General features: G+C 62.3%; 22 protein-coding genes. 13 read left to right on the top strand and 9 right to left on the bottom strand.

Translation table 11 applies throughout. From position 1 onward, the window contains the following. Positions 1 to 93 precede the first annotated feature (93 nt). Positions 94 to 984: an alpha/beta fold hydrolase gene (locus tag PCE31107_RS04100; protein ID WP_150606651.1), complete on the bottom strand. Its 891-nt coding sequence runs from the start codon at positions 982 to 984 to the stop codon at positions 94 to 96. Between the two features lie 176 nt (positions 985 to 1160). After that, entirely contained in the window at positions 1161 to 1772 is a 612-nt protein-coding gene (locus PCE31107_RS04095) for a TetR/AcrR family transcriptional regulator (RefSeq protein ID WP_246181702.1), read from the bottom strand. Positions 1773 to 2052: 280 nt separating this feature from the next. On the opposite strand from PCE31107_RS04095, the gene PCE31107_RS04090 reads away from it, so the two are divergent. Continuing rightward, on the top strand, positions 2053 to 3765 hold the full coding sequence (locus PCE31107_RS04090; protein ID WP_174966537.1) for a SulP family inorganic anion transporter: 1713 nt from the start codon (positions 2053 to 2055) through the stop codon (positions 3763 to 3765). A 361-nt stretch (positions 3766 to 4126) separates the two neighbouring features. Here the strand turns inward: PCE31107_RS04090 and PCE31107_RS04085 are convergent, their stop codons facing one another. The 3 genes from PCE31107_RS04085 to PCE31107_RS04075 are packed head-to-tail and all read right to left on the bottom strand — an operon-like array spanning position 4127 to position 6919. Further along, positions 4127 to 5125 carry an NAD(P)H-quinone oxidoreductase gene (locus tag PCE31107_RS04085; protein WP_130024913.1) on the bottom strand — a complete coding sequence of 333 codons (999 nt, stop codon included), beginning with the start codon at positions 5123 to 5125 and terminating at the stop codon, positions 4127 to 4129. Next, complete coding sequence (locus PCE31107_RS04080) at positions 5122 to 5469, bottom strand: carboxymuconolactone decarboxylase family protein (protein ID WP_150606649.1); 348 nt, start codon at positions 5467 to 5469, stop codon at positions 5122 to 5124. Before PCE31107_RS04080 ends, PCE31107_RS04085 begins: the two co-directional genes overlap by 4 nt. A gap of 13 nt (positions 5470 to 5482) precedes the next feature. Continuing rightward, entirely contained in the window at positions 5483 to 6919 is a 1437-nt protein-coding gene (locus PCE31107_RS04075; RefSeq protein WP_130027705.1) for an NAD-dependent succinate-semialdehyde dehydrogenase, read from the bottom strand. A 343-nt stretch (positions 6920 to 7262) separates the two neighbouring features. On the opposite strand from PCE31107_RS04075, the gene PCE31107_RS04070 reads away from it, so the two are divergent. Continuing rightward, complete coding sequence (locus PCE31107_RS04070) at positions 7263 to 8228, top strand: LysR family transcriptional regulator (protein WP_150606648.1); 966 nt, start codon at positions 7263 to 7265, stop codon at positions 8226 to 8228. Positions 8229 to 8502: 274 nt separating this feature from the next. Here PCE31107_RS04070 and PCE31107_RS04065 read toward each other — a convergent pair whose 3' ends face one another. Continuing rightward, positions 8503 to 9486 carry a LysR substrate-binding domain-containing protein gene (locus PCE31107_RS04065; RefSeq protein ID WP_130024910.1) on the bottom strand — a complete coding sequence of 328 codons (984 nt, stop codon included), beginning with the start codon at positions 9484 to 9486 and terminating at the stop codon, positions 8503 to 8505. A gap of 189 nt (positions 9487 to 9675) precedes the next feature. On the opposite strand from PCE31107_RS04065, the gene PCE31107_RS04060 reads away from it, so the two are divergent. Both PCE31107_RS04060 and PCE31107_RS04055 read left to right on the top strand, forming a co-directional pair. After that, positions 9676 to 11016: an MFS transporter gene (locus tag PCE31107_RS04060; protein ID WP_150606646.1), complete on the top strand. Its 1341-nt coding sequence runs from the start codon at positions 9676 to 9678 to the stop codon at positions 11014 to 11016. Positions 11017 to 11050: 34 nt separating this feature from the next. Then, a complete protein-coding gene (locus tag PCE31107_RS04055) occupies positions 11051 to 12616 on the top strand; it encodes a sulfatase-like hydrolase/transferase (protein WP_150606644.1) in 1566 nt (521 codons plus the stop codon). A gap of 206 nt (positions 12617 to 12822) precedes the next feature. On the opposite strand, the gene PCE31107_RS04050 is transcribed toward PCE31107_RS04055, so the two are convergent. Further along, positions 12823 to 14220, bottom strand: coding sequence for an MFS transporter (locus tag PCE31107_RS04050; protein WP_246181701.1), 1398 nt, complete (start codon positions 14218 to 14220; stop codon positions 12823 to 12825). Positions 14221 to 14333: 113 nt separating this feature from the next. Between PCE31107_RS04050 and PCE31107_RS04045 the strand changes: the two genes are divergently transcribed. Beyond that, positions 14334 to 15206 (top strand): LysR family transcriptional regulator, encoded by an 873-nt coding sequence (locus tag PCE31107_RS04045; RefSeq protein ID WP_130024908.1) that lies wholly within the window; start codon positions 14334 to 14336, stop codon positions 15204 to 15206. A 168-nt stretch (positions 15207 to 15374) separates the two neighbouring features. Here the strand turns inward: PCE31107_RS04045 and PCE31107_RS04040 are convergent, their stop codons facing one another. Then, positions 15375 to 16160 carry an IclR family transcriptional regulator gene (locus PCE31107_RS04040; protein WP_130024907.1) on the bottom strand — a complete coding sequence of 262 codons (786 nt, stop codon included), beginning with the start codon at positions 16158 to 16160 and terminating at the stop codon, positions 15375 to 15377. A 288-nt stretch (positions 16161 to 16448) separates the two neighbouring features. Between PCE31107_RS04040 and PCE31107_RS04035 the strand changes: the two genes are divergently transcribed. Genes PCE31107_RS04035 through PCE31107_RS04025 form a run of 3 tightly spaced genes read left to right on the top strand, consistent with a single transcriptional unit; the run spans position 16449 to position 19967 of the window. Beyond that, complete coding sequence (locus tag PCE31107_RS04035; protein ID WP_150606640.1) at positions 16449 to 18077, top strand: AMP-binding protein; 1629 nt, start codon at positions 16449 to 16451, stop codon at positions 18075 to 18077. Next, positions 18070 to 18849, top strand: a complete 780-nt coding sequence (locus PCE31107_RS04030) for an enoyl-CoA hydratase/isomerase family protein (RefSeq protein WP_150606637.1) — start codon at positions 18070 to 18072, stop codon at positions 18847 to 18849. The genes PCE31107_RS04035 and PCE31107_RS04030 overlap by 8 nt, the downstream gene beginning before the upstream one ends. A gap of 53 nt (positions 18850 to 18902) precedes the next feature. Continuing rightward, positions 18903 to 19967 carry an ABC transporter substrate-binding protein gene (locus tag PCE31107_RS04025; RefSeq protein ID WP_150606636.1) on the top strand — a complete coding sequence of 355 codons (1065 nt, stop codon included), beginning with the start codon at positions 18903 to 18905 and terminating at the stop codon, positions 19965 to 19967. Positions 19968 to 19983: 16 nt separating this feature from the next. Here the strand turns inward: PCE31107_RS04025 and PCE31107_RS04020 are convergent, their stop codons facing one another. Further along, positions 19984 to 20886: a LysR family transcriptional regulator gene (locus PCE31107_RS04020; protein WP_150606634.1), complete on the bottom strand. Its 903-nt coding sequence runs from the start codon at positions 20884 to 20886 to the stop codon at positions 19984 to 19986. Between the two features lie 150 nt (positions 20887 to 21036). Between PCE31107_RS04020 and mdcA the strand changes: the two genes are divergently transcribed. From mdcA to mdcE, 5 genes are read left to right on the top strand one after another with little or no spacing between them, the layout of a single operon-like run. Further along, positions 21037 to 22698: a malonate decarboxylase subunit alpha gene (gene mdcA / locus PCE31107_RS04015; protein ID WP_150606632.1), complete on the top strand. Its 1662-nt coding sequence runs from the start codon at positions 21037 to 21039 to the stop codon at positions 22696 to 22698. Beyond that, the gene (locus PCE31107_RS04010; protein WP_150606630.1) at positions 22698 to 23606 is read left to right on the top strand and encodes a triphosphoribosyl-dephospho-CoA synthase; all 909 of its coding nucleotides are present in this window, start codon (positions 22698 to 22700) and stop codon (positions 23604 to 23606) included. The genes mdcA and PCE31107_RS04010 overlap by 1 nt, the downstream gene beginning before the upstream one ends. 11 nt (positions 23607 to 23617) lie before the next feature. Continuing rightward, entirely contained in the window at positions 23618 to 23920 is a 303-nt protein-coding gene (locus PCE31107_RS04005) for a malonate decarboxylase subunit delta (protein ID WP_130024901.1), read from the top strand. Positions 23921 to 23932: 12 nt separating this feature from the next. Next, positions 23933 to 24790, top strand: a complete 858-nt coding sequence (locus PCE31107_RS04000) for a biotin-independent malonate decarboxylase subunit beta (RefSeq protein ID WP_150606628.1) — start codon at positions 23933 to 23935, stop codon at positions 24788 to 24790. Continuing rightward, positions 24787 to 25608, top strand: a complete 822-nt coding sequence (gene mdcE / locus PCE31107_RS03995) for a biotin-independent malonate decarboxylase subunit gamma (protein WP_130024899.1) — start codon at positions 24787 to 24789, stop codon at positions 25606 to 25608. The genes PCE31107_RS04000 and mdcE overlap by 4 nt, the downstream gene beginning before the upstream one ends. The last annotated feature ends 36 nt before the right edge of the window (positions 25609 to 25644 follow it).

Here is a 25644-nt window from a genome sequence, read left to right as displayed (position 1 = left end):
GGTGTCTTGGCCAACGGTGAGGCAGAACGGCGCCCGTCGCGCAGGCGGAGAACACACAGATTCGCGTGCGACGAACGGCAGATCATCCGTCATTCAGACTGAACCGAAAAACCTCGCCAAGGCGTGCGCTACGGCCTCAGGCTGTTCCTCGGGCTGAAAGTGTCCGCAATTCACGATGGTCTCCCCGCTCACCTCATCTGCGAATGGGCGGAGTGCAGCCGACATATCCGGGATCGACCCCTGGTCTGCACTGAGGCCGAGTACCGGCATCTTGAGCTTCCGGTCGTGCGACAGCGCACGGTTCTGTTCGACCGAAAGCGCCGCGGCACGATAGAACGCGAGCCCCGCGCGCATTCCGCCGGGCGCGCAGTAGGTCCTCAGATACTCGGCAATTTCGTCTTCGCCGTAACATGCCGGATTGGCCGCCTTGCTCCAGAAGAACCATTCGAGATAGGCTCTTTCCCGACCAGCAAGAAGAATCTCCGGAAGGTCCGGGACGGCGTGAAAGGAGAAATGCCAGGTCTTCCACGACAGCTTGGAAGACGACGGCAGCATGTCCGGCAGGGTGATGCCTGGGATGCCCGCATCCATCAGCGCCAGCGCCTCGACTTCTTCGCCGAATAGGTGCGCGTACGGAAACGCAACCCATGCGCCGACGTCATGAGCGGCGATGCTGTATCGCTTGATGCCGAGATGATTCACAAGGTCGTGCACGCGTTGTGCGACGGTTTTCGTGTCATAGCCGTAGAGCGGTCGATCACTATCGCCTTGGCCCGGCAAATCGATGGCGACGACACGAAAGTCGTTGCCAAGCAACGGCATGACCTTACGCCACGCGTACCAACTTTCGGGAAAGCCGGCGATGAGGACGACGGTACGTTCTGCCTTCGCGCCACCGTCGACGTAGTGGAAACGCAGACCATTCACGGTAGCAAATCGATGTTCAAAACCGGCGGGGGCGGCCGGCAGTACGCCATGTGTCATGACTGAGTCCTTTTCGAATAGCGCAGCGCGACGGTTATCGCTGTCAGTGCGATCACGCCGCATACGCTGCCGGTGTATGAACAGATGGAAAGGTCGGTGCTGCCTTCGCTACGCGGTAAGCCGCGACTGGAGGTGAGTCCGACCGGCACGAGCACAAAAAATCCAGCGGTTCATGGTCACTCCAGGACTTTGAGTGCTAGAGCAACAAATGCGTCCGCATCGTGGCTGAATGCACTGGCTTTTCCGAGCACGCGCATGCCCTGCAACAGCGCAAGCAACACATCCGCCACGGTCGCGGGATCGCTTGCGGTAGTGATCGAGCCGTCGTCCTGACCTTGGGCGACCAGTCTGGCCAATAGATCTCGACGCTGCGCAAGCTGGCCCCGCAACGCATCGCCGACCCGAGAGAATTGAGGCAGCTCGGCGATGCCCGCCACCAGCAGGCAGCCGAGTTTTCCCTCGTTTCCTTGGCTCAGCCGGGCATATAGACCAAGCAGCGCTGTGATGCTGGCGCGTGCGTTCTCCGCGCCTTTTATCATGACGCTGACCTCCGCCTCGCGCCGGGCGATATAACGCTCGAGCGCTTTGGCAAAGATCCCTTCCTTGTCCAGATACGCCTTGTAAAGGCTGCCGGCCGTCAGGCCGGTTGCCTGCTGGAGATCGCTAATTCCGGTGGCCGAATATCCTGAAGCACTGAATAGCGCGATGGCGCGACTAAGCACTTGCTCTTCGTCGAACTCTCTAGGCCGCCCCCGGGGCCGGCTTGCAACAGCGTGGATCATCTTCATCGCGCCTATTTAGGAAACGATCACATCCTAATTTTTCTTTCTTATGTTGTCAATCGGCCGGGAGACAGGCTATCTCGAGGCCTGGCAGGATGGGCATGCGGGGCACCTATCGCGTCGAATTCGCTGGGACAACGGACGCATGCAGCCGGCAGAACTCAACTTGCGAGTTCAGTAACGAACTCAAGGAATCTCGTTCCGAACGAATCCGGCGATAATGGCTCGTCGGCGTGTGACGCCTTGACTGTTATCAACCGCCGTATATTCGATAACGCCCCTCGATATGACTATCGATACCGGCCATGCCGCCGCCGTTCAGCTTCAGAAGCCATCCACCTATACGCGTTCGGTCGAGCCGCCTCCCCCGCGACGGGTTCGTATTGGGCGTGACGTGCTGGCCGGCGTTTCGATAGCAGGCCTCTTGCTGCCCGAGGCCATTGCCTACGCGGGTATCGCTGGACTTCCACCGCAGGCGGGCCTGATTGCGCTGCTCACCGGGCTTGTCGTCTATGGGCTAACGGGCAGTAGCCGATTCGCGATCGTATCGGGAACATCCTCATCCGCAGCCGTGCTCGCCGCCACGGTGGGGGCAGGCGACGGGGGCATCGGTGCGCAGGTCGCCTACGCCGCCGCGCTCGTTGCGGCGACTGGCATTCTTTTTCTGCTGGCCGGCGCGTCGCGTTTGGGCGCCATGTCGGACTTTGTCTCGAAGCCGGTCTTGCGCGGTTTTGCGTTCGGCCTGGCGCTGACGATTGCCATCAAGCAACTGCCGGCCATACTCGGCGTGCGCTCGCATTACACCGATACGCTGCGAATCGCTTTCGATCTTGCGCATCAAGCGCCAAGTTGGAATTTCTATAGCGTGGCGCTGGGGGCGGCTGCGCTGGCCATCCTGTTCGGGCTGGGCAGAAGTGCCCGCATGCCGGCGACGCTGGCTGTGATTGTGCTCGGCATCGCGTTGGGGTACCGGATCGACTGGCATGGACATGGCATTGGCACCGTTGGCGTGATCGATTTTCACGACATGACGGTCGGCCTGCCACGGTTCGACCGCTCACAGTGGCTGCAAACCGCGGAACTCGCGTTTGCGCTGATGCTGATTCTGTATGCGGAATCGTACGGGTCGATCCGCAGCTTCGCGTTAAAGCATGGCGATGTCGTGTCGGCTAACCGCGACCTCATGGCGCTCGGCTGCGCAAATCTCGTCTCCGGATTACTGCACGGGATGCCGGTAGGTGCGGGCTACTCGGCGACTTCCGCCAACGAAGCCGCCGGCGCGCAGACCCGCTTCGCGGGATTATTTGCCGCAGCGGTCATTGCGCTGATCGTGCTGATGCTGTTGCCGCAGTTGTCTCGCACGCCTGAACCGGTGCTTGCTGCGATCGTCATTTATGCGGTCAGTCACTCACTGCACCCGGACGTGTTCAAGCCGTACTGGACGTGGCAACGTGACCGACTGGTCGTGATCGCGGCGCTGCTGGCTGTGCTCGTGTTTGGCATACTTCACGGCTTGCTGGTCGCCATCGGGGTGAGCCTGCTCCTAACCTTGCGTAACTTGTCGGAGCCGGCGGTCTCGGTGCTCGGGCGCCTGAGAGATAGCCACGATTTCGTCGACATCTCCGCACACACGGACGCGACACCCATTCCCGGCATCACGATCGTGCGGCCAGAGGTCCCCCTCTTCTTTGCCAATGCCGAACCTGTGCTCAGCAAGGTGCGCTTAATGCTGCGGGAGCAGTCGACGCCGGTGCACACGGTGATGCTGAGTCTTGAAGAAACGCCCGATGTCGATAGTTCAGTGATCGAAGCACTGCGCATCTTCTCTGCCGAACTGGCATCGCGTGGGCAGCGGCTGCTCCTGGTGCGGCTCAAGCCGCGCGCGCTGGCCGTGCTTGAGCGAGCCGAAGACGAGACGCTGCCGCGCAGCGCACTGTGGGAGTTGAGCGTCGATAAATGCGTGCAGTCGATTGCGGGTGAAACGGACCAGAAGGGCTGACGAAAACGCCAGAACCGCGGCTCGCAAACGGCATCCTTTTCTGCCGTGGCGTAAGGATTCGGCCCGTCCGCGAGGCGGCGTTTATGGAATGAGACTCGATCGGTTGGATCTGCATTTTGAACCGGTCGTTTCGCGTCTATCTGGCGAATGGTGATTGACGTTCAGCAACGCGGGATGTGCGTGAATGTCCACAGACTTGTCAAAAGCACGTCGAACGTGCGCCAGGTGTCACGGGTCCTGCAGGCTAGACTTTCTTGCACAACGCGCCCCCGAACCACGGGCGCCAATGCTGCGCAGCGCCCGAGAAAGGTGACAAAGCTACCGGCCTTCCGTGAAAGGACGGTGTCACGACTGCCGTACGTCAATTTGACGCTTGGCCCATCGTCAAGATGATCTTCCCAACGTTCGCCGACGATTCCATGCGTCGGTGAGCATCCGCCGCACGCTCAAGTTCAAACGTGCTGTCCACGACGGGCTCGAGGCACCGGCCGCCCGCAAAGCGGCCGAGCCAATGCTCACGGAAACGCCGCACCATGGCGTGCTTCTCCCGCTGATCCCGTGACTTCATGACCGTGCCGATAATCTGGATGTGGCGATAAAGAATCGTCTCCAGGTCGACACTCACCTGTCCGCCCCCACCCAGAATCCCGACCTGCACCAGGCGCCCACCATTCGCAAGCGATGCGATATTGCGCGCGAAATACGGCTCGCCCACAAAATCAATCACCACATCGACGCCGCGACCCTCGGTCTTCTGCGCTACGACAGCCGCAAAATCCTGAGTGCGGTAATCGATGACATGGTCGGCTCCCAGTTGCACAACGCGTTCCAGCTTGGTCGCCTCGGCGGTCGCAAACACGGTCGCTCCGGTCGCATATGCAATCTGGACCGCCGCAGAACCCACACCGCCAGCCGCCGCATGAATAAGCACTGAATCACCCTGCTTGAGGCGTCCGAGATGCATCATCGCCTCATGCGCCGTGACGAACACTTCGGGGATGGCTGCCGCATGCACGTAATCGAGCTGCTCCGGAATCGGCATTGCCATGCGCCAGTCGATGCGGGCCATTTCGGCGTACGCTCCGCCGCCGACCACGCCCATCACGCGGTCGCCGACCTGATAGCCTTCGACCGAGGCGCCGACTTCCAGCACCTCACCCGCGATTTCCAGCCCCATGAGGGTTGAGTCGCCGAAATTCGGCCGACCGTATCCGCCGCGTCGGTGTGTCAGGTCAGCGCGGTTCACGCCAGCCGCGTGTACACGGACCAGAAGATCGTCCGGTCGCAGTTCCGGGTCAGGGACGTCGGCGAGTTTGAGAACATCGGCATCGCCGAATTCGTTGAAGGTAATGGCTTTCATGATTGGGTGTCCAGGTGTGCCTTTACATCGCCGAGCATCGATTGCGCGACGGCGGAAGCCGAGATAGCGGCCGGAAATCCTGCATAGAACGCAAGGTGGGTAATGGTTGCCGCGAGTTCTTCCCGCGTGAGGCCATTGCTCACAGCACGGCGCAGATGCGCCGGAAGCTCGTCCTGGTGGCCGCCAACAATCAGGGCGGCGACGGTGACAAGGCTGCGGTCGCGCGACGAAAGCGCCGGATCTGCCCAGACCTGCGGAAACAGCACGTCGTCGACGAGTTCAGCGAGCTTCGGCGTGAACGCGCGCGCGGCTTCACGGGGGCTGTCGAAATTGGCTTTTGACATGGTTGAGTCCTCCTCAGACCTGGCTGATGAATTTGTTGGTGAGGTAGAACTCGATGCCTTCTGCGCCACCTTCTGAGCCGATTCCGCTTTCCTTAAGCCCGCCGAAAGGAAGCTCGGTGGACACGATGCGGTATTGGTTAATGCCAATCATCCCGGCTTCCAACCCGTCACCAACGTCGATGGCAGTGCGGGCGTTGTTCGTGAACGCATAGGCGGAGAGGCCATACGGCAGGCGGTTCGCTTCGGCGAGACCGTCTTCCAGTTGGTCGAAACGCATGAGCACCGCAATGGGACCGAAAGGCTCCTCGTGCATGACGCGGGCGTCCACCGGTACGTCGGCGAGCACGGTCGGTTCGAAGAAGTAGCCGTCGCCCGCGATGCGCTTTCCTCCGGTCAGCACCTTTGCACCGCGCGCCACCGCGTCGGCGACGAGTTCTTCCATCTTTGCAAGCTGCCGCGGATTCGCGAGCGGGCCAACTTGCGTGCCGGGCTGCATGCCGTCGCCCACCTTAAGCGTCTGGGTAGCGGGTACGAAGTGACCAACGAACTCATCGTAGACCTCGCGCTGAATCAGGAAGCGCGTTGACGAGATGCAGACCTGGCCTGTGCCGCGGAAGCGGTTAGCAGCGCCTTCGACAGCCGCACGTTCGACGTCGGCGTCCTTGAACACGAGCACGGGGCCGTGGCCGCCAAGTTCAAGCGTAATAGGCTTCACGCCTTCGGCGGCCCGCGCGGCGAGCAGTCGGCCGATGGGAAGGGAGCCCGTGAACGTCACCTTGCGGATAATCGGCGACGCAATCAACGTCTTCGACACTTCATCGGGCACGCCAAAGACCACTTGCAGTACGCCCTTTGGCAGACCTGCATCGTCGAGCGCACGCGCGAGCGCGAGTGCCGTCGCCGGGCTTTCTTCACCCGGCTTGATGATGACGCTGCAGCCTGCGGCCAGCGCCGCCGAGAGCTTGCGAGCCGGCGTGATGGCTGGGAAGTTCCAAGGCGTGAAGGCGGCGACCGGTCCGATGGGCTGCTTTTTCACCAGTTGCTGCACACCCGGTCGATTGGATGGCACCACGCGACCATCGATGCGGCGCGCCTCTTCAGCGAACCATTCGAAGTACTCGGCAGCGCGCAGCACTTCATCGCGGCTCTCGGCAAGTGGCTTCCCCTCTTCCAGCGTCAGCAGTTGGGCGATGTGCGCCGCGCGTTCGCGAATCAGGTTCGCACCGTCTTTCAGAATACGGCTGCGCTCCGCCGGCACCGTATTGCGCCACACGTCGAATGCACGCTTTGCCGTCTGCAACGCCAGGTCGAGGTCGGCTGCCGTCGCGAGCGGAACGCACGCCAGTTCCTGCAACGTGGCGGGATTGACGACCGGGGCAGTATCGCGTTGGCCGGCTGCAATCCATTCGCCGTTAATGAAGAGATAGAGTGAGTCGTAGTGAGCGTTCATTGTTTTCATACTCAAGTAAGTAGCAATTCGAATCGATGTGCACGCATGCCTCGCCAAACGGATGAGCATCATCCGGCGTTGTCAGGTCCAACGATGCCGATGGAGGCTATCGCGGCTTACGGGTGTCAGTGAGTGCCTGTCTGCGGAACCCAGTCTAGGCAGGAAGCCCGGCCGGTTATAGCCTGGGAAGAGAGAATGATTCTTTCCGTGAGAGAGAAAATCGGTGCGCTTCGCTCGGTTACGCTGACCAACACGCAAGGCGGCGATCGCCTATGATGACCGGACGCCCGTGCGCCATGGCATGGGGTCGATACGATGAAATCAGACGAATGGGACAGGTGGGATGGACAAGTTATATAACATGTCGGTTTTTACAAAAGTCGTCGAGATGGGCAGTTTCACTGCCGTCGCGAACCATCTGGACACGACCGTGGGTAACATCTCACGCGCGGTTTCGGTGCTCGAGGAATCGCTCGACACAAGGCTCATCCAGCGCTCGACGCGCCGCCTTGTCATCACCGATGCTGGACGGCGGTTCTACGACCGGTGCGTGGCCATTCTGACCGATGTGAAGCATGCAGAGGCCGAGGCACGTGACGCCCTGCTCGAGCCACGCGGCACGTTGCGCGTTCACTCGGTTCCCGGGCTAGGGCGCAATCTGGTGACACGCGCCGTCATGGCCTACCGCAAGTCATATCCGGAGGTGTCAGTCGAGCTCATGCTGTCGCAACGCATGCCGAATCTGCTCGAAGAGCAACTCGACGTCGGTATCGTGATTACGCGAACGTTGCCCGACTCCGCATACGTGAGCCAGAACATCGGCACCAGTCATTGCATCCTCGCGGCGTCACCCGCTTATCTGGCAGCCCATCGCGCGCCGGAGGGCCCGGAAGATCTTATCGACCACCAATGCGTGCTGCTCGGGACTGTCGACTACGCGCCAGACGAATGGCGTCTTGAGAGCCCTGCCGGCGATGTGACCTTCCGCCCCACCGGCCCTCACTTCAGCGTCAACGATATGGACTCGATGTCACAAGCGCTTCGGGACGGAGCAGGTATTGGCCTGCTGGCGGCATTCTCAGCGATGGATGACCTGCGCAGCGGCGCGCTCGTTCGCGTACTGCCGCGGTACCACACGCATGTCCGCAACGTGTACGCTGTCTACCCGTCTCGCCAGTTCGTCGATGCAAAAATCAAACGGTTCGTCGAGTCTTTGAAGACGCACGTCGCCGAGCATCTTGAGGCCTACGCCAAGGAACTTGAAATTGCGCAAGTGTTGCCCACCAAGCCCAAGGTCGTCCGCGAATAACCTTGGGGGGACTGTTCTGGAGGCGGGTATTCGCGAGAATGCGCCAAGCAACCTCTGCTCGCGTGGGCGCGCACCTCGCCAACCGCCCAAACTCCCAGCGCTTTTGGAAAACCGCAACAGGAAGCGTGATATGGCTTAAAGACACAAAGGGTTTGGGCGTCCCGCCCCCAAACGATGGTGACGATGATCTTTTCGTTCGCTTCTCCAGTCATGTCAATTTATCAGCAGACCGGCACCCAACGGCAACTCGCGAGCGCCCTAACGCACGCCAACCTCAAATCCGCGCCACCTTTGCCGCTTCACTAAGGCAGGCACGAAACAGCGCGGTGGCTGGCGTGTCGTCGGCATCGGCGCGCCATGTGGTGCTGACCGGGCCGAGCGCGGCACCAAGGCTCAATGGCAGAATCTTCAGCGCGCCGCCCTCCTCGTGATGCCGCGCCAGCGAGCGCGGCAGCAGGCCCAGCACCGGATACGACTGCAACATGCCCACGTTCGCGTCGATCACCACCGACTCGATGGTGTTGATCGGGGTGCCAACGCCATGCGCCTCCAGTACCGACAGCAGATGCCGGTGCATGGGCGCGCCGGCACTTGGCACGATCCACGCCAACCCGGCCAGATCGGCCCACTTGATGCGCTTGCGCGATGCCAACGGGTGCGTGCGCGCCACCACGATGACCGTCGGGTCGTCGAACAGCGGCTCGCTGGTGAATTCCGGCGCGGACAGTCCCCGCGCGAGGCGCCCAACGATCATATCGAGCTGACCCACGCGCAGCGCGGGCAAGAGTTGATCCAGCGTGCCTTCGTGCAGGCACACCGTAGCCGTCGGCGAACGCTGCTTGAATAGCGCCACGGCCGCCGGTATCAGAATCGGCGCGGCCACCGACAGCACGCCCACCTCGACGCGGCCACCAACGCCGCTGGTCATCGCATGCAACTCCTCACTGGCACGCTGGGCGTGCAGCAATAGTTCGCGCGCATGGCGAATCAGGCACTCGCCGTAGGTCGTGGGCCGGATACGGCGGCCATCACGCTCGAACAGCGGCACACCGATCCCTTTCTCCATCTCGTTGAGCATCTTAGAGACGGCCGGTTGCGTCACGTGCAGTGCCTCGGCGACCTTGCCGACCGTCTGGCGATCGGCAAGCGCCACGAGCAACTGAAGATGCCGCAGCTTCAACTGGCGCGAAAAATACCCTTCTATCGCACTGCGTTCGAGCGACGCACCAGGCGATGCGCGGGAGGTTGCGGAAGCCATCGATTCATAACCTTAATTTTATGATTTGGAGGCAATATCTCATTGGACGGTAACGAAGTAAATCCACACAATCGTGATGGCCTGCCCCACGGACAGCCTTGAGCGCTCTGGTGGCGGCCATAACAACACAAGCACGAGACATGGCAGCCGCCCGCCCCGGAGCCCGGCCGCCGCCAGGAGGATTTCGCCATGCCAACCACGCCCGCCCTGCCCCGCGCCAACCGCCGGGCAATCGTCGCCGCCACCATCGGTAACGCATTCGAGTGGTACGACTTCATCGTTTTCGGCTTCCTGTCGGTGATCATCGCGCGGCAGTTCTTTCCGTCATCGAACCCGACGGTATCGATGCTGCTGACCACCGCGACCTTCGGCAGTGCGTTCCTGATGCGGCCGATCGGCGGCATCCTGCTCGGCATCTACGCCGACCGCGCCGGGCGCAAGGCCGCGCTCTCGCTGGTCATCCTGCTGATGACAGTGTCCTCGGCCATGATGGCGCTCACCCCCGGTTACGCGACGATCGGCATCGCCGCGCCGATCATCGTAGTGCTGGCGCGACTGCTGCAAGGCCTGTCGGCCGGGGGCGAGTTCGGCAGTGCCACGGCGATGCTGATCGAATACGCGCCGCCTCACCGACGCGGCTTCTACGGAAGCTGGCAAAATTTCGGTCAGTTCGTCGCTGCGGTGACGGCCGCGCTGATGGGCGCCTTGGTCACACGCGGGCTGAGTCCAAGCACGCTCGATGCATGGGGTTGGCGAGTGCCGTTCCTGTTCGGCATGCTGATCGGCCCTGTCGGGTTCTATATCCGGACGCGCCTTCACGAAGTGGTGCCGGCGTATGAAGATGCCGGCGAAGGCGCACGCGCCGCCACGGCCGGCAAGACCGCCTCGACACTCACGACGGTCTGGCGCGAGCACCAGGCGGCACTGTGGATCGCATTCGGGCTGGTCGTCGCAAGCTCCGTCGCTCAATACGTGCTGAATGTGTACTTGCCAGTCTACGCGGTGACCCAACTCAAGCTGCCGGTGTCCGCACCGTTCATCGTGCTGATGGTCACCGGCACGCTGCGCATGATCCTGATTCCGCTGTTTGGGTTGCTGTCCGATGCCATCGGGCGAAAGCCGGTGATGGGCGCCTCGATGGCGCTGTACGTGCTGACCATCTACCCCCTGTTCCTTTGGCTCGTCGCCGCGCCGAGCCTGCCGAGACTGCTCGGGGTGGAGGTCGTGTTCGCGGTGCTGATGGCAGCCGCACTGGGCCCCGCGTCAACCGCGCTGGCTGAATTGTTCCCCACACAGGTGCGGGCGACGGGACTTTCGATTTCCTACAATTTGGCCACCACGCTGTTCGGCGGCTTCTCGCCGTTTCTCGTCACCTGGCTCATCAGCGCAACCGGCGACAAGATGATGCCGGCCTACTTCGTGACGACGGCCATGGTTGTCGGTCTTGTCGCGTTGTGGCCGATGCCCGACCTGGCACGCCGCACGACCAGCTTGCGATTCGGCACCAGCAACGGCACGACTTCGCGCTGAACGTCATCTCTTAAATTAAATTCGGATACCTACGATGTCGTCGATCAGCAACGTGCTTTTCGTGATGTGTGACCAGCTACGGGCGGATCACCTGTCGTGCTATGGGCATCCGTATCTCGCCACGCCCAACATCGACGGTCTCGCCAGACGTGGCGTGAAGTTCGAGCGCGCGTTCGTACAGTCAGGGGTGTGTGGTCCATCGCGAATGTCGTTCTACACAGGGCGCTACGTCGCCAGCCATGGCGCGACGTGGAACCGCGTGCCATTGTCGATCGACGAAATCACGCTAGGGGAATATCTTTCCGCACGCGATATGAAGCTGGCGCTGGTCGGCAAGACGCACATGATGCCGGACAACCACGGTCTGAAGCGCCTGCATATGGATGGCGGCAATGCGCTCGGCGCGCTGCTGCGCGAGGGGCATTTCACGCTGGTCGACCGCTACGACGGGCACCACGCAGAACCCGCCGGCGGCTACGCCGAATACCTTCGCCAACAAGGCTACGCAAGCGACGATCCGTGGTCGGACTTTGTGATCTCGGCCGAAGATGCGCGGGGCCGCATCGTCAGCGGCTGGCACATGCGCCATGCGCACCTGCCCGCGCGTGTGCGCGAACGCGACTCCGAAACGGCATACACCACTGACCAGGCGATCCGCTTCATCGAGCGCCAGGGCGATACCCCGTGGGCGATGCATCTGTCATACGTAAAGCCGCACTGGCCGTATATGGCCCCAGCGCCTTACCACAACAAATACACCCTCGACCAATGCCTGCCCGTGCGACGCGCCGAGCGTGAGCGCGATGCGCCACATCCGGTAACGGGTGCGTACTTCCAGCAGGAGGAATGCGCCAATTTCATGCGCGACGAGGTCATCGCCAAGGTGCGGCCCGCATATCAGGGTCTGATAAGCCAGCTCGACGATCATCTCGGACGACTGTGGGAAACCCTCGACAGGCTTGGGCGGTGGAAGGACACACTCATCGTCTTTACCGCCGACCACGGCGACTTCCTCGGCGATCATTGGCTAGGCGAGAAGGAATTGTTCTACGACACCGTGCAGCGCGTGCCGTATATCGTCTACGATCCGTCCCCCGAGGCCGACGCCACGCGCGGCCACAGCGACGCACGCTTCGTCGAGGCCATCGACACCGTGCCGACAGTACTGGACGCACTTGGCATGCCGATTCCCGATCACCGCGTTGAAGGTCGTTCGCTGCTTGCCCTTACGCGCAATGCCGGAACGCAAACGCCCTGGCGAGATGCCGTGTACTCCGAGCTCGACTACGCCTATCGTCAGGCACGCCAGATCCTCGGCCGCCGCCCCGACGCTTGCCGCGGCTGGATGGTGCGCACCGACGCGTGGAAATACATTCACTGGGACGGCTTCGCGCCGCAGCTTTTTGATCTGCGCAACGATCCTGACGAATTCGTCGACCTCGGCACCGACCCGGTGTTTGACAACGTGCGACAAGCCATGCGCGAGCGCCTGCTGGCCTGGTCTCTCGGCCTGCGCAATCGCACCACCGTGACGCATGACGACGTCGAACGCGGCACGCATCAGTACAAGAAGGCCGGGGTGTTCTACGGGGTGTGGTGAAAGGCGAAAGCGATGACCGACTCGCGCTGCGAAGGCAACGATGCAGTGGGGATAGGCGAGCGGCGACGGTGGGTCGGCTAGTGCCATCGGCATCGGGCAGATACCGGCCATCTACGGCCATCCGGTCGAAATTCGCGAGCGTCCGCTCGTGCGCAGCAACGAGTCATCATCAGCGTCGCGAAATCCCAGATCTAAAGTCCTAGGACCTATCTTTCCGATGCCAGTTTTTCGGAGGTGATCTCGGCATGAGTAACGTGCGGTACTCGAATTCCGTACACGCACATCACACTCCCAAGCAGCAGTAGTGCCGTCGCGCATGCAATGGAGAGATGCATACCCTGCATAAACGCGTCGGGGCTGGTATCCCGTACGAAGAACCCAAACACCGCCACCCCGAGCATTCCGCCGACCTGCCTTGCGGAGTTCAGCACGCCCGATGCGATACCGGACCGGGACGCGTCGACGGAAGACAGTGCGATGTTTGTCATGGTGGGAACCATCAACGCAATGCCGCTTGCGGCAATGAGCATCGGCACGACCAGTAACCAGTACGAGCCAGCGATACGGACTGGAAACAGGAGCAGATAACCCGACGCAGCAATCACCATTCCACCGGTCATCAGTTTTCTTGCGCCGACCCGATTGAGCAGGCGGCCCGCTAGGATGTTCACCGCCATCAGCACGACGGTCATGGGCAGGAATGCAAGACCCGTTTGCTGGGCAGAAAATTTTTGTTCTATCTGGAAAAACAGGCTGAAAACAAAGATCAAACCATAGTAGGCAAAGTTCACGATGACACCGGCCGTTGCTGCGGTGGAAAACGCGGCGGTCTGAAACAACGCCAGTGGAAGCATGGGTTCCGCGCTGCGTGACTCCAGTATGACAAATATCAAGGTGGCAACCACGGACAGCAGCAGCGCGCCATAGACTACCGGGTGCTGCCAACCGAGTCGGGCCGCGTCAGTGAGGCATATGGTCAAACCGATGAGCCCCACGATTGCCACCACCTGGCCGGGGAGATCGATGTTTCGACTACGCGCTGACGCGGCAGAAGCAGCATGACGCAGAGCCAGTGCCACACCCACGATGCCGACAGGCAGATTGATGAGAAAGATGCTGCGCCAACCCACATGAGTCACCAGCAGTCCCCCCAGCACGGGGCCTGCGGCAAGCGCAATTCCCCCGGCAGCACCCCACCAGCCCACCGCACGGCTTCTCTGCTCGGTGTCCGGGAACGCCTGGCGCAGCATTGCGAGCGAGTTCGGCACGAGCAGCGCGGCGCCCACGCCCTGCACGACGCGCGCAGTCACCAGAAGCGGCAGTGAATTGGCCATCCCGCACATGATCGAGGCGACCGTAAAGACCGTAAGTCCCACGGTGAATATCCGCCTTGCGCCGAAACGGTCGCCCATCACTCCGGTCGTCAGAAGGAGAGAAGCGAACGCCAGCGTGTACGCGTTGACGACCCATTGCAGGCCGGTCACATCCGTTGCAAAGCGACCCCGCAGGGCGTCGAGCGCGACGTTGACCACACTGACATCCAGCAGAACGACGACGAAGCCCAGTCCTGCTGCAGCGAGAGTGCCGCGTTGATTGCGGCTCATGGCGATGCTCATCTGAAATAGCCCTTATCTACCTAACGAGTTTCGATGTTAGGTCGTTCGGCTTTGTGCGAATATTCCATATAACCGCACACTCTCCTTGAGAAAATGCACAGATGTTCGATTGGGAAAATATCCGCCATTTCCTCGCCGTGGCTCGCATTGGCACGTTGTCGGGAGCCGCACGCAAACTGAAGGTCGACCACGCGACCGTAAGCCGTCGCTTGAGCGCGCTTGAGGACGAAGTCAAGACCCGGCTGGTCGAACGGCTTCCCAGGGCCTGCAAACTTACGTCGGCTGGGCAGCGTGTTTTCGAACTGGCACAGGGCATGGAAGAGAATGCTTACGCGATCCAGAGATTCCTGGACGCCAGCCTTTCCCCGCTGAGCGGCAAAGTTACGCTGAGCGCGCCGCCAGTGCTCGTGGCAAGTTTTCTGGTGAAGCACCTGAGAGACTTCCGGCTTGCGCATCCAGGTGTGCAATTGTCCGTTTCTGGCGAGGCGCGACAGGTTTCGCTCAGTCGGCGCGAAGCGGATATTGCCCTGCGACTGGTTCGGCCTGAGGAAGCGACCAGTGTGGTGCGCAAGCTGGGGCGTATGTCGTTCGATCTGTACGCGAGCAAGGACTACCCGCACCTGCATGATCCTTCCGCCTGGGAGTTCATCGTCTACGACGCTGGATTCGCTGACATGCCCCAACAAAAGTGGCTAATGAGCGTCGCAGATGGGAGACCCGTAGCCTGCGAAATCAGCGATATCACTGGTCACGTCGCTGCGGCGCGAGCGGGTGCTGGCGTGGCTGGTCTACCGTGTTTCCTAGCGGACCTCGATCCGAACCTGCAACGCGTCCCATACGACGGTCAACGGTTCGCGCGTGATATCTGGATGGCGGTGCATCGGGATCTGCGGCGGTCACCACAAGTGCGGGCAGTCATGGATTTTCTGCTGAAGATCGTTACGGAAAATGCTGCTTTTACGGCAAGCAGTTAGAAAGTGGATGTTCGGGCTACGCTTATGCTGAACGAGGCGCCCCAGCGGCGATAGCACATACCGGTGTGCGGCGACCGCTTTGGGCCATACACCGGACATCGCGCCGTCACCGGCGAAGGGCAGTTCAGGGTCGCAAGCAGACAACAGCGTCCGCTCGAAGTCAGCCGGTCACCCCGCCGATGCCCCCTTCGCTGCAGCAACAACAAGCGGCACAAGTTCCGCAAGCGCCGCCTTCTCCGAATAACGCGATGCCAGCGTCGAGAGATTAATCGCAGCGATGGCGCGACCCGAAAAATCGAAAACAGGTGCAGAGATCGACAGGCTGTCTTCATCGAAGCTCTTCGCCGTCAATGAATATCCCGCGCTGGCTACCTTCGCCAGCATCGCAACGATATCGTCGTCACGCTTACCCGCGAATCGCTCACGCGCGGCGTCGGGCATGTGCGCGATGAGGGACCGCACCTCCGCTTCGCTGCGTTGGCACAGCAACACCTGACCGGATGACGACGAGAGCGCCGCAAAGCGGCTGCCCACCGACAACGTGATCGACGCCAGATGCACGCTCGGCACGTTGCCGATGACCACGATCTCGTCGCCGTCCAGTTCCACCCACGAAACCGTCTCGCGTGTGTCTTTCGCCAATTGAGACAGCAATGGATAGCTACGCTCAAGCGCGGCGTTCGCGCCGATCATGCTGTGCACGAACCGGAACACCTTGGCGGAAACGGAATAGAGCTTCGACGCGGGATCGCGTCGCAAATAGCCGAGGCGGTGCAACGTGTAGACGAAGCGTTGCGTTGCGCTTCGCCCAAGACCGCTCATCTCGGTGATATCGGCAATCGACAGTTGCTGGCTCGACTGATCGAACGTCTCCATCACACGCATCGCCTTGGCGACCGAGGCAACGTAAAGACGCTCGTCCAGCTCGGCTTCTTCAGACAGGGGCAAGGTCAAGATCGCGCCTCCTCGACACGAACGAGAGAACTTTCATCGGGCGGCACGGCCGTCCCCCCCACTGGCGAGACGCGTCGCGCTCATACGCACTTACACACGCTTACACGCGCCCAAGTGCAGCCACGGGTAAACCACACCTTTGCGATGAATATTCTCGCGACTAGGATTTAGTGAAATTGGGATGCAATTTTAGTAATTACATCCCAATTATACGAATTCCGACGTCAAACACAAGCGATGTCGACATTCACGTTCATTCACTCGCGACATCGTTCCTATCACCGCCCCATGAGCCAGCCCACACCCGTCTTGCACACGCACGTCGACATCGCTTCGGTGCCGGATGAAACCATCGCGGACACCCTCGCCCGCCGTGCCGAGACAACACCCGACGCGGTGTATTGCCGATTCAACGACGATGTCATGACGCTGGGGGAGTTGGCACGACGCGTGGATCGCCTGGCCGATATCCTGAGCGCGCAAGGGCTGAGTCATGGCGACCGGGTCGCGCTCATGCTGCCGAGCCACCCCGATCATCTCGTGGCGATCTTCGCGCTGACCAAGCTGGGGCTGGTACGTGTGCCCGTCAATGTCCACCTCGTCGGTGCGTCCCTCTCTCATCTGTTCGACCATCTGGCGCCCAAGGCCTTGTTGGCCGACCGCCAATATGCCGAAGCTCTCGGGCACGACATCGACAAGGTCGATCAGATGCTCTGGCGCGATGAGGTATTCGCGAACCGCACGAATACGGATACCGATGCGGACACGGACAAGCGCAGCGCCCCCAAGCATTCCGTCGTGGTCGCCGACGACATCCTTGCCCTCACGCCAAGCTCCGGCACCACGGGCGCCCCCAAGGGTGTTCTCAAATCGGATCGCACACTTCGCGCCGGCGCGATGGCTATCCTGCGACTGACGGGCGCGCAACCGGGCGACACGTTCCTGCTCTGGGAGGCGTTGCACCATGGCGCCGGGGTTGCGGTTGCGATTTCCGCGCTGCTCGGCGGCACACAACTCGCGATGGTGGAGCGCTTCAGCGCGTCGCGCTTCTGGGACGACGCGCGGCGTTACGGCGTCACGCACGTCCACTACCTGGGCAGCGTCCTGCCAATGTTGCTCAACCAGCCACCGCGAAGCGATGACCGGCAGCACGGCGTGCGTGTCGCCTGGGGCGGCGGTTGCCCCGCGGAACTCTGGACGTCGTTTGCGCAACGCTTCGGTGTCGAGATGCGAGAGGGTTACGGCCTGTCGGAACTGACCACCTTCGTTACGGTGAATCCCGATGGACCGGCGGGTTCGATCGGCAAGCCCCTCACCTATTTCGACGTCGCGCTCACCGACGAGAGCGGGCACCCGGTGGCGCCGGGCGAGATCGGCGAGATCACCGTGCGGGGACGCGTCCCCGGACTGGGCTTTCTCGGCTACTTCCGCAATGTCGACGCAGAATCGTCGGCTCGACGTGGCGAGTGGTTTCTGACCGGTGATCTCGCGCGCCAGGATGCACACGGCTACCTGTACTTCGCGGGTCGGCGCAAGGATATGGTCCGTCGTCGCGGCATCAACATCGCTGCGTGGGAGGTCGAGCGTGTTTTCGCAGAACATCCCGCCATCGAAGAAACCGCACTCGTCGGCGTGCCATCCGCCTTGGGTGAGGACGAGCTGAAGTTGTTCGTGCGACTCCGGGCAGGGCACGCCGTGGCCCCGCTCGACTTGATCCAATGGTGCGAATCACGAATGCCATATTTCCAGATTCCGCGCTACGTCAGTTTTATCGACGAATTCCCCAAGACCCCGACGCAACGCATCCGCAAGAACGATCTCGCGCGCTCGGTCGACGGGGTATGGGATCTTGAATTGTCCGGCTACACGCTGGCAAAAACGCGCACCAGTGCTCGCGACAGAGGCCGCCATGCCTGAGCTGATCGTCGAAGCGATCTGCCCCGGTGTCACCACCGTGCGCATCAATCGCCCTGAAAAACGCAACGCCTGCAATCGCGCGGTGTGGCAAGGCATTGCCGATGTCCTCAATGAACTCGCGCAACGCGACGAAACGCGAGCCGCGATCCTGACCGGCACGGGAGAACACTTCTGCGCCGGCGACGACATCGTTGCCTACAACGCCTCGAAATCCTCCCCGAGCGACGCGCAGCAGCACCGCAATGCCATCGAGGCAGCCTATACCGCGCTGCTCGATGTCCCCTTCCCGGTGCTCGCAGCGATACGGGGGGCCTGCGTCGGCGGCGCGGTCAGTCTTGCGATGTGCTGCGATTTCCGAATCGCCCATACGTCGGCGCGCGTATCGATTCCTGCGGCCAAGCTGAGTCTTGTATATCCCACGGCGCATGTTCAGCGTCTCGTGCACCTTGTTGGCCTGTCGGCCGCACGGCGCTGGTTGTACACAGCCGAATTCGTCCATGCCCAGCGGGCGACGCATGCCGGCTTCTTCGATCTCATGACCGACGGGGACGTCGTCGAGGCAGCACTCGTGTTTGCAGGCCCCATGCTCGACAAGGCCCCGCTGTCGTTGCGCGGAAGCAAGAGGCAACTCAACGCCATCAGCACGGATACGCTCGGCGACGTACGCGCCGCCGTGGACGCGCAGATCGCCACAATTGAAAACTCCGAGGACTATCGCGAAGCCGTGCGATCGTTCCGCGACAAATCCACGCCTCGATTCACGGGACGCTGACCCAACGGTGCCCCTTTGTCCCTATCCACCGCCTCACGCCTGGGAGAGTCAACATGAGCAGCATCCACAGTGTTAAGCGCCGCGCCATTATCAAGTCGCTCGGCGGACTTGTCGCGACCGGCGCGCTCTCGCCAATGGCGCGGGCGCAAAGTGACAAACGCATCGTCGTCAGCGACCCCGGGGGGCCATATGCCCTCGCCTATCGCAAGGCTTTCTACGATCCCTTCGAGAAAGCCACCGGCATTCAAGTCATCAACATTGCACGAGACTCGCAACCGCTGGCGCAGTTCTCCGCGATGGTCAAGACAAAGAACTTCATGTGGGACGTCACGACACTCACACTGTCGGCCGATGTGCTGCCCCTCGAAGAACAAGGCTTTCTCGAACCGATTGGACTGGACAGCAAGCAATTTCCCGGCTTGCTGCCCGACGCGGTGCGCCCCGATTGGCTCGGCGTCAACGTGTATGGCACCGTTCTCGCATATCGCAAGGACAAGTACGGCGCCAAGGGTCCGGCAAGTCTTCGCGATATGTGGGACGTGGCCCGTTTCCCCGGCCGGCGATCCCTGCGCAGAAGCCCGGTCGACTCGCTCGAACAGGCCTTGATGGCCGACGGCGTACCGCGCGACAAGCTCTACCCGCTCGACGTCGACCGCGCCTTTCGCAGCCTCGACAAGATCAAGCCCCATGTCGCGGTCTGGTGGAGCACCGGCGCACAGGCCTCTCAACTCCTGCAAAACGGCGACGTGGACCAGATCATCACCTGGACGTCACGCGCACAGGCGTCCATCGACAGTGGCGCTCCGGTCGCCATCGTCTGGAACGATGCCACTTACGCGATCGAAGGTTGGGGGATTCCGAAAGGCTCGCCGCGCGCCGAATTGGCAAAGGCCTTTGTCAGGTTCTGTGCCGACCCGGTTCGCCAATCTGTCATGCCCCAATACGTGGCCACCGGCCCGACGAACCGCGATGCCTTCAAGTTCATCGACCCGGCACGTGCGGCCCTGCTGCCGACCGCGCCTGACAACGTCAAACTCGCGGTCAATCAAAACGCGGCGTGGTGGGACAAGAACCGCAGGGCCGTCACCGAGCGCTTCAACAACTGGTTGATTGCCTGATCACACGATGCAACGCCTACGCCCTGAGCATGCGGCACTCCGCGCTCAGGGCGAGCAGATTCGGATCGCGCTCGCGGTTTTTCGGAAGCACCAACACAATATTTTGGCTGCGCGCATAGCGTTCCGCGAGCGGAATCAACTGCACCTTCGGACTGAAATCCGCAACGCGTCGCGGCAGCAGCGCGTACCCGATGCCGCCGCTCACGAGATTGATCAGCGAAAAGATATCGCCCACCTGCATCGCAATGTTCGGCGCGAATCCCGCGAGATCGAAGGCCGATTTGAAATCGTGATACGTCGCGAATTCGTCGCCGAGCGACACGAACTTCTCATGACGCACGGCCCTGAGGTCGATGGCCGTCTCTTTCGCATACGGCGAGCCCAGCGGCGCCGCGAAGAGAATGTCGTCCTCGAACATGGGGACGACCAATAGGTCCGGACTCTTCGGCGGTGCGCCGAGGGCAATGACGATCGCGTCCAACAGACCGTCGTCCAGCTTGGACATCAGATCGCGATTGGACCCCAGCGTAAGATCGATATCCAAAGCAGGCCGGCGCATTTTCAACCCGACCAGCAATCGCGGAATCGTCCCGACCGTCATCGAATACAGCCCGCCGATCTTGAGTCGCGTCGACGTGAATCCGGCCGCCTCGCGCGTGCGCTGCACACCGGTCTCGCACTCGCTCAACATGCGTGCCGCATGCTCGGAGAACACGTACGCCGTCGCCAACGGAATCAGCTTTCGACCGTCCTTCTTGAAGAGCGGACACCGGAGCCCGGCCTCCAGCGAGTGGAGCGCACGGTGCACGCTCACCGTGCTCTGCCCTAGCACTTCCGATACCCGGGCCATATTCCCCAGCGCCATGAACGCCTGAAACACTTCCAGCTTCTTCAGGGTGATGCCGTCGTCAATTGCCATGCTCGCGCCTCACTTCGTTTCGCTACGTTTGCTTCGAACCGCCCAATTATTACCCTAAAGCTAATGAACCGACACCTAAGTTGATTGAAACGACGGGTTTTGACGCATAGGTTAGAGGCTACTGACGACTCAATGGCTGGAGCCTCCGACATGCAAGAGATGCCCACAATCCCGGCGAAATGGCGCCGCCGGCGCGACGAGAAGGCGCGCCGCCTCGCGGCCGCCCGCAGGATCGCCCACGGCAAGGTGATCGAGACCGGCGACATCGTGGCAGCCCTGCAAGCGCTGATCGCACCGGGCGACCGCGTGGTGCTCGAAGGCAACAATCAGAAGCAGGCAGACTTCCTTTCGCGCTCGCTGGTGCAAGTTGATCCGGACATCGTGCACGACCTGCACATGATCATGCCCAGCGTCGGCCGCGCCGAACACCTCGACCTCTTTGAAGTCGGCATCGCCCGAAAGCTGGACTTCTCCTTCGCCGGGCCGCAAAGCCTGCGCATCAGTCAGTTGCTCGCCGACGGACAGTTGGAGGTCGGCGCGATCCACACCTACATCGAGCTTTATGCACGGCTCGTGGTGGACCTGATTCCGAACATTGCGCTGGTCGCCGGCTTCAAGGCCGACCGCGCCGGCAACATCTACACCGGCCCCAGCACCGAAGACACACCGGCGCTCGTGGAACCCACGGCGTTCTCCGACGGCATCGTGATCGTTCAGGTCAACGAGCTCGTCGACGACGTGACGGACCTGCCCCGCGTCGACATTCCCGGGTCGTGGGTCGATTTCGTCGTCGTGGCCGACAAGCCGTTCTTCATCGAGCCGCTGTTCACGCGCGATCCCCGACTGGTCAAACCCGTGCACGTTCTGATGGCGATGATGGCCATTCGCGGCATCTACGAGCGTCACAACGTTCAGTCGCTCAACCACGGCATCGGCTTCAACACCGCAGCCATCGAACTCATTCTGCCGACCTACGGCGAACGCCTCGGACTGAAAGGCAAGATCTGCCGGAACTGGACGCTCAATCCCCACCCGACCCTGATCCCCGCCATCGAATCGGGATGGGTCGAAAGCGTGCATTGCTTCGGCACCGAGCTTGGCATGGAGCGCTATGTGGCTGCGCGTCCCGACGTTTTCTTCACCGGTCGCGACGGGTCGCTTCGCTCCAATCGGATGCTCTGCCAACTGGCCGGTCAGTACGCGGTCGATCTGTTTATCGGTGCCACGCTGCAAGTCGACGGCGACGGACACTCGTCCACGGTGACACGTGGTCGGTTGGCCGGTTTCGGTGGCGCACCGAACATGGGGCACGATCCGCGCGGGCGCCGTCACGCCACGCCGGCCTGGCTCGACATGACGCAGCCCGACACCCTACTGGAGCGCGGCAAGAAGCTGGTCGTTCAGATGGTGGAGACGTTCCAGGAAGGCGGCAAGCCCACGTTCGTCGAAACGCTGGACGCCGTTGCTGTCGCCAAACAATGCGGCATGCCGCTCGCCCCGGTGATGATCTACGGCGACGACGTGACCCACCTGCTCACTGAAGATGGCATTGCCTACCTCTACAAGGCACGCTCGCTGGAAGAGCGGCGCGCCATGATCTCGGCAGTGGCCGGCGTCACCGCGATCGGACTGAAGCACGACCCGGCCAATACGGCCAAGATGCGCAGCGACGGCCTCATCGCCTTGCCGGAGGATCTTGGCATTCGTCGCACGGACGCGAGCCGCGAGTTGCTCGCCGCCAAGAGCATCGGCGAGCTGGTGGAATGGTCGGGGGGACTCTACGACCCGCCCGCGCGCTTTCGGAGCTGGTAATGGACAAGACCCTCATTCGACGGATCGAGTCGCCGGCCCAGCCGATCGCGATCGCAACGAAACTCGCCACGCTCGTCGAGTCCGCGCTGATCGACGAAGTGACGCTCTCGCCCAAGCCCGGCCTCGTCGACGTTCGAGGATGCGGCGCGCATCACGACCTCACGTGGAGCTTGATGGTGCAGTCCGCCAATGTGTTGCGGCCGACGTTCGAGGCCATGGCCAAAGCGGGTGTACTGATCGAAAACCCAATGCGCCTGCGCGAACAGATCGGCCGCCTCGGACGCTTGGGGGAAGCGGCAATGCTGTCGGCGACCGCAGGCGTGAACACTCACCGCGGCGCCATCTGGGCGCTGGGCCTCTTGATCACGGCCGCGGCGCAAGCGCCCAACGCACTGAGCGCCAATGCCGTTGCGCGTCGCGCCGCAACGCTCGCGCGCCTGCCCGACCGCTTCGCGCCGTGCGCCACCGGACACAAGGGGGAACGCGCCTGCCTCGACTATGGCGTGGGCGGTGCGCGAGGTCAGGCATGGGCGGGCTTTCCTCACGTGACGAAAGTCGCGCTGCCCGCACTCAGGCGAGCCCGCGCGGCAGGCATGCGCGAGGACCATGCCCGCATCGATGCCCTGCTCGCCGTGATGGCCACGCTCGACGACACCTGCGTGCTCGCGCGCGGCGGGCCCGACGCCCTGCACGCGATGCAGACCGGAGCGAGCGCTGTTCGCGCGGCGAGCGGCCTGTCGACACCGGACGGCCGACGCAAATTTCGAAAACTCGAGTCCGACATGCTGGCCCGACACATCTCGCCGGGCGGAGCCGCCGACATGCTGGCCGCCGCCCTGTTCCTCGACCGGCTATCCGCAGAGGGGTCGTCTTCGCGGCTTAACAAATCATCGTTTCTGAGTCTATAGGAAGTCCGTCCATGGAAACGCTTCAATTTCATTTCTCCGGCGGCGCACCCAGTGCGGGCCGAGCCTGCGTCGGTGTCGTCGGGTCGGGCGACCTGGAAGTCCTGCTGTCTCCGGGCGAGACGGGGCAGATCCACGTCGAACTCACGACCTCCGTCAATGGCCTGTCCGCGATCTGGCAAGCGCAGCTCGAGCGCATCTTCGCATCGCACGCCTGGCCCGCGCTGAACGTGGAAATCAACGATTTCGGCGCTACCCCGGCGGTCGTTCGCCTTCGCCTCGAGCAAGCGCGCGAAGCCCTCGAATCTCCCCAGTAAGGGCACATCGAGATGACCAATATTCCGATACAACGAGACAGCTTCATCGAACGCGACGCGCGCCGTCGCGCCCTCGCCCTGCTCGACCCCGGCACGTTGCGCGAGCTTCTGGATCCGTTCGAACGATTGTCCTCGCCCTGGCTGTCCCGGCAAGGCATCGTTGCGCAAGCGGACGACGGTGTGGTCGTCGCCCGTGGCACGCTCGATTCGCAACCGGCAGTCGTCCTCGCCATCGAGGGCGCCTTCCAGGGCGGAAGCATGGGGGAAGTCTCCGGCGCGAAAATCGCCGGGGCCCTTGAGCTTGCCGTCGAAGACAACCGGCAAGGCATACCGACACGCGCGGTCCTCGTCTTCGAGACGGGCGGCGTGCGTCTGCAGGAAGCCAATCTCGGCCTCGCCGCCATCGCGGAAATCCACGCGGCCATCCACGAACTCAGAACGTTCGGGCCCGTCATCGGTATCTCCGCCGGGGTGGTCGGCTGCTTTGGCGGCATGAGCATCGCCGCCGGCATGTGCAGCTACCTGCTGGTCACGCGCGAAGCACGGCTTGGACTGAATGGACCGTCCGTCATCGAGCAAGAGGCCGGTGTCGAGGAATACGACTCGCGCGATCGGCCGTTCATCTGGGGACTGACGGGCGGGGAACAACGCAAGGCGACGGGCCTTGTCGACGCCTGCCTCGACGACGATACCGCGGCCATTCGCGCACAGGTGCTCGCGTGGCTGCGCGCCCATGCGCCCACGCCGCAGCGCAGCGAACAGATCGAGTACTACCTTGAGCGGCTGATGCACGTCGATGTGACGAATCAGCCTTCGCCCGAAGACGTGCGCGCGCTTTACGCCGCCGCCCGCGCAGGAGACCCCTCATGAGCCTTTCCGAACGTTCCTCAAGAGGTGCCGTGTGGATGCACGCTTTGACGTGCGACGCTGCGCACCGCACCGTCACCCATGACTACGGCGACACATTGCAGGTTGTGGATGCGTCGCTCGCGGAATCCCCCGCTCGCTACATCGCCGTGGTTCCGGACGAGAACAATCGCTTTCCCCGCGCACGACACGGCGAAGTCGGATTGATCGAAGGATGGCAACTGGCGCGCGCCGTGCGAGACGTGATCGCACGCGACCGGGACCGCGGGAGCAAAGCCGCCATCGTCGCCATCGTCGACGTGGCGAGCCAGGCTTACGGACGCCGCGAAGAAGCCTATGGCATTCATCTCGCGCTTGCGGCGGCGGCCGATGCCTATGCCGCGGCGCGTGTGGCCGGACACCCGGTGATCGGGCTCATCGTGGGGCGAGCGATGTCCGGCGCGTTTCTCGCGCATGGTTATCAGGCGAATCGTCTGGTCGCGCTCGACGACGCGGGCGTGATGGTTCACGCCATGGGGAAAGAGGCCGCCGCGCGCATTACGCAGCGTTCGGTCGACGAACTCGAAGCGCTGGCCGAAACCATTCCCCCAATGGCGTACGACATCGCCAACTTTGCGTCGCTTGGGCTGCTGTGGCGCCTGCTGAAGGTCGGTTCCGCCCAACAGCCCGAGCCGGAAGACGTCGGTGAAGCGCGGCGCGTGCTGGCGCAAGCGCTCGCGGACATCCAGAGAGATCCGTCGCGCGGTCTTTCCAGCCGACTCGGCGCGCCTTCCCGACAGGCCTCATCGACGGTACGCGAACGACTCAAGGCACTTTGGTAGTTCGCTCCCGACCGCCCGGCGAGAGCGCCGAGCCAT

It is taken from the genome of Pandoraea cepalis (genome assembly GCF_902459625.1).
GTDB lineage: Bacteria > Pseudomonadota > Gammaproteobacteria > Burkholderiales > Burkholderiaceae > Pandoraea > Pandoraea cepalis.
The sequence above is the reverse complement of the archived record's forward strand: the minus strand, read 5'-3'. Positions and strand labels throughout refer to the sequence as shown.

Bases quoted from the DNA above. Each gene is read 5' to 3' on its own strand.
- PCE31107_RS04010 (WP_150606630.1), top strand. From the start codon at position 22,698: ATGGACAAGACCCTCATTCGACGGATCGAGTCGCCGGCCCAGCCGATC.
- PCE31107_RS04035 (WP_150606640.1), top strand. From the start codon at position 16,449: ATGAGCCAGCCCACACCCGTCTTGCACACGCACGTCGACATCGCTTCG.
- PCE31107_RS04065 (WP_130024910.1), bottom strand. From the start codon at position 9,486: ATGGCTTCCGCAACCTCCCGCGCATCGCCTGGTGCGTCGCTCGAACGC.
- PCE31107_RS04055 (WP_150606644.1), top strand. From the start codon at position 11,051: ATGTCGTCGATCAGCAACGTGCTTTTCGTGATGTGTGACCAGCTACGG.
- PCE31107_RS04100 (WP_150606651.1), bottom strand. From the start codon at position 984: ATGACACATGGCGTACTGCCGGCCGCCCCCGCCGGTTTTGAACATCGA.
- PCE31107_RS04050 (WP_246181701.1), bottom strand. From the start codon at position 14,220: ATGAGCCGCAATCAACGCGGCACTCTCGCTGCAGCAGGACTGGGCTTC.
- PCE31107_RS04095 (WP_246181702.1), bottom strand. From the start codon at position 1,772: ATGAAGATGATCCACGCTGTTGCAAGCCGGCCCCGGGGGCGGCCTAGA.
- PCE31107_RS04085 (WP_130024913.1), bottom strand. From the start codon at position 5,125: ATGAAAGCCATTACCTTCAACGAATTCGGCGATGCCGATGTTCTCAAA.
- PCE31107_RS04060 (WP_150606646.1), top strand. From the start codon at position 9,676: ATGCCAACCACGCCCGCCCTGCCCCGCGCCAACCGCCGGGCAATCGTC.
- PCE31107_RS04000 (WP_150606628.1), top strand. From the start codon at position 23,933: ATGACCAATATTCCGATACAACGAGACAGCTTCATCGAACGCGACGCG.
- PCE31107_RS04005 (WP_130024901.1), top strand. From the start codon at position 23,618: ATGGAAACGCTTCAATTTCATTTCTCCGGCGGCGCACCCAGTGCGGGC.
- PCE31107_RS04075 (WP_130027705.1), bottom strand. From the start codon at position 6,919: ATGAACGCTCACTACGACTCACTCTATCTCTTCATTAACGGCGAATGG.
- PCE31107_RS04090 (WP_174966537.1), top strand. From the start codon at position 2,053: ATGACTATCGATACCGGCCATGCCGCCGCCGTTCAGCTTCAGAAGCCA.
- PCE31107_RS04030 (WP_150606637.1), top strand. From the start codon at position 18,070: ATGCCTGAGCTGATCGTCGAAGCGATCTGCCCCGGTGTCACCACCGTG.
- PCE31107_RS04025 (WP_150606636.1), top strand. From the start codon at position 18,903: ATGAGCAGCATCCACAGTGTTAAGCGCCGCGCCATTATCAAGTCGCTC.
- PCE31107_RS04045 (WP_130024908.1), top strand. From the start codon at position 14,334: ATGTTCGATTGGGAAAATATCCGCCATTTCCTCGCCGTGGCTCGCATT.
- mdcE (WP_130024899.1), top strand. From the start codon at position 24,787: ATGAGCCTTTCCGAACGTTCCTCAAGAGGTGCCGTGTGGATGCACGCT.
- PCE31107_RS04020 (WP_150606634.1), bottom strand. From the start codon at position 20,886: ATGGCAATTGACGACGGCATCACCCTGAAGAAGCTGGAAGTGTTTCAG.
- mdcA (WP_150606632.1), top strand. From the start codon at position 21,037: ATGCAAGAGATGCCCACAATCCCGGCGAAATGGCGCCGCCGGCGCGAC.
- PCE31107_RS04080 (WP_150606649.1), bottom strand. From the start codon at position 5,469: ATGTCAAAAGCCAATTTCGACAGCCCCCGTGAAGCCGCGCGCGCGTTC.
- PCE31107_RS04070 (WP_150606648.1), top strand. From the start codon at position 7,263: ATGGACAAGTTATATAACATGTCGGTTTTTACAAAAGTCGTCGAGATG.